The sequence below is a fragment of the Pseudovibrio sp. POLY-S9 genome (assembly GCF_001431305.1).
Lineage (GTDB): Bacteria > Pseudomonadota > Alphaproteobacteria > Rhizobiales > Stappiaceae > Pseudovibrio.
Genome location: NZ_LCWX01000260.1, coordinates 1 through 2,679, shown reverse-complemented (window position 1 = coordinate 2,679; position 2,679 = coordinate 1). Strand labels below are relative to the sequence as shown.

Below are 2,679 nucleotides of genomic sequence, written 5' to 3'. Positions count from 1 at the left end.
CGGGTGCCTGTGTTGTTTACGTGGGCCTCTGCAGGCAACCTGACTGATTACATCTATGATACGAATAGCGTGACGGTTGCGCGTGACGGGTTGGAGCAAGTTTTGCAAGAGCTGGCCAACTCAAACGCGACCCGCGTCACCATTCTTGCACACTCGCTTGGCAACCTGTTGTTGCTGGAGACTTTGCGACAGATGGAACTGCAAGGTCACGGGCTTTTGAAGAACAAAAAGGTCACGATTGTGATGGCCTCGCCTGACATCGACATTGATGTTTTCAAAACAATGATTACTTCTCTTGGGTACAGAGCAAACCCCGTTTTTGTGCTGGTCTCGCGTGATGATCGTGCGTTACGCTTCTCTCGCCGTATTGCCGGTGGCAAAGCCCGTGTTGGTGGCATCGAGAATGACGAGGAGCTCACCAAGCTTGGTGTTGTTGTGATTGACCTGACAGATGTGCAGGGTCAGGATAGCGTCAACCATGATAAGTTTGCGCAGCTTGCCCAGTTTGGGCCGCAACTGGTCGGAGCCCTGGAGCAAGGCTCCATGGCCAGAAGCCAGCAAGGGATTGGTGGCCGTCTTGGCAACGCTGGACGCAGCTTTACCGAGTTTTTGGGTAACACTGCGAAAATCGTGATCAGCACGCCTGGATCTGTTGCCGCAACGCGCTGACGATTGCGGCCTGATAGCGAATGATTTGTAGGACTTTATTTTGTCAGTCACTTTAGAACCACCCGCCAGCCCTTGTTTAAAACTGTGTAAGCTGGATGAAGACCGGAGGATGTGCGTGAGCTGTTGGCGCCTTTTGAGTGAGATCGCCGGATGGGGGTCCCTCTCCGCGCAAGCTCAACATGATGTGCTGGCAAAGCTACCTGCCCGGAAAGCCAGATTTATCACGGTAACACAGGAGGATGTACAATGCGCTGGACGATAGGCCTTGTCATCCTTATTGGCGCAATGGTGATTGGCGTTGCGACTGGTTACCTTGGAACACCTGAGTTTTTGGGCGATAAGTTTCAGGAGGACGGGCCGCGCCTCGTTGCCCTGCTCGCCATGGGGATTGTGATTGGCATGGGCGTGCTGATCCGCCGTCCAAAATTCCGCGAAGTTTTTGGCGCAGTCATCTTCTGGGGTGGTTTGGCTCTGCTGCTGATTATCGGCTACTCGTACCGCTATGAGTTGATGACCGTTCGTGACCGTGTGATGTCCGAGCTGTTCCCCGGCTCTATTTCGCAGACAGCAAGCGGCGAACTGGTGATCTCTCGCGGCATCAACCATCAGTTCTTCATTGATGCGCAGGTGGATGGCACCTCTGTCGATATGCTGGTGGATACGGGCGCGTCCCATATCACCCTGTCTTATGGCGATGCCCGCCGGGTTGGCATCGATACACAGAACCTGTCCTTCACGACACCGGTTTCGACTGCCAACGGCATGGGTTTTGTGGCCCGTGTGCGCTTGCAGGACATGCAGATTGGAGACTGGGACTTAAACGATGTGCCTGCCTTTGTGGCGCAGGAGGAGATGCTCTCCACCAGTTTGCTGGGCATGAGCGCTCTGAACACGTTTGCCAGCTGGCGCGTGGAAGGCAACCAGCTGATCCTGAAAGCCCGTTGAACAATCATCTGATATCAGATAAAAGAAAGCCGCTGACATCACTGTCAGCGGCTTTTCTTGTTTCTAAGAGGGGCTGGCTTACAGCAGGCTGAAGGTAAACCGGGCGCAAGCGATGAGCAGGAAGACACCGAACGCGACCTCTAGCTTGCGCTTTGGCAGATTGTGTGCGAAGTGCGCGCCCAGTGGGGCCACATAGATTGTGATTGGAATGATCAGCGCCACGGCCAGCAGGTTGATGTAGCCAACAGAGAACGGCGGCAGATTGGGTGCGCCCCACCCTGCTGCAACCATGCCGAAGACAGCCGGAATTGAAATCAACACTCCAACACCGGAGGATGTTGCAACAGCCTGATGGATTGGGCGGCCAAACAAGGTCATGAAGGTGTTGTTCATAACGCCGCCGCCGATGCCCATGAGCGTTGAGAAGAAGCCGATCAGCACGCCAATGAGCGCACGCACCGGATTGCCCGGAATATCGTTGCCCAGCTTCCAGCTTTCACGGTTGAACAGCATGCGCATGGCGACCACGAACGCGATCACTGCAAAGATGCCCTTGAGCGTATCCCCTGAAACGAGCGCAGCAACATAAGATGCCAGCAGCACGCCAATAGGCACCGGAATGATCCAGCTTTTCAGCAAAGACAGATCCACGGCGCCCTTCTTTTTATGTGCGAAGAAAGACCGTAGAGACGTTGGGACGATCACTCCCAGAGAGGATGCTACCGAGATGTGGACAACGACGTCAGGATCAACGCCCACTTCTGTTAAAATGGTCACGAGAACCGGCACAAGGATTGCGCCGCCTCCGATACCAAACAATCCTGCCAGAAAACCTGCTAGTGCGCCGGAGGCAACCAATGCCGCTCCGAAACCCAGCATAGACGCTGAAATCATGTCCATGCTGCCCCCTCCTCAATTCCAAACGAATTTTTCTACACGTACCCTTGTCCGAAAACTAGCGTCCATTCTTCGGGAATACGCATCCCTCAAGCGCACTCTTGTCCGAAAACCGGTAGCCACTTTTCGGGAGTGCGCTTTAAATCAATGCGGCCTCTTTTTGCTCGC

Annotated in this window: 4 protein-coding genes; 3 read left to right on the top strand and 1 reads right to left on the bottom strand. The window is 54.5% G+C overall.

Translation table 11 applies throughout. The features are described 5' to 3' along the window. The 3 genes from PPL9_RS33920 to PPL9_RS28995 form a co-directional block, all read left to right on the top strand. The coding region (locus tag PPL9_RS33920; protein ID WP_208989711.1) for an alpha/beta hydrolase at positions 1-669 on the top strand (669 nt) is incomplete at its 5' end. Positions 670-709: 40 nt separating this feature from the next. Continuing rightward, positions 710-931 carry a DUF1289 domain-containing protein gene (locus PPL9_RS31730; protein ID WP_280139092.1) on the top strand — a complete coding sequence of 74 codons (222 nt, stop codon included), beginning with the start codon at positions 710-712 and terminating at the stop codon, positions 929-931. After that, positions 916-1,614, top strand: a complete 699-nt coding sequence (locus PPL9_RS28995; RefSeq protein WP_057465978.1) for a TIGR02281 family clan AA aspartic protease — start codon at positions 916-918, stop codon at positions 1,612-1,614. The genes PPL9_RS31730 and PPL9_RS28995 overlap by 16 nt, the downstream gene beginning before the upstream one ends. A gap of 78 nt (positions 1,615-1,692) precedes the next feature. On the opposite strand, the gene PPL9_RS28990 is transcribed toward PPL9_RS28995, so the two are convergent. Next, the gene (locus PPL9_RS28990) at positions 1,693-2,514 is read right to left on the bottom strand and encodes a sulfite exporter TauE/SafE family protein (protein ID WP_057465977.1); all 822 of its coding nucleotides are present in this window, start codon (positions 2,512-2,514) and stop codon (positions 1,693-1,695) included. Positions 2,515-2,679: the final 165 nt, after the last annotated feature.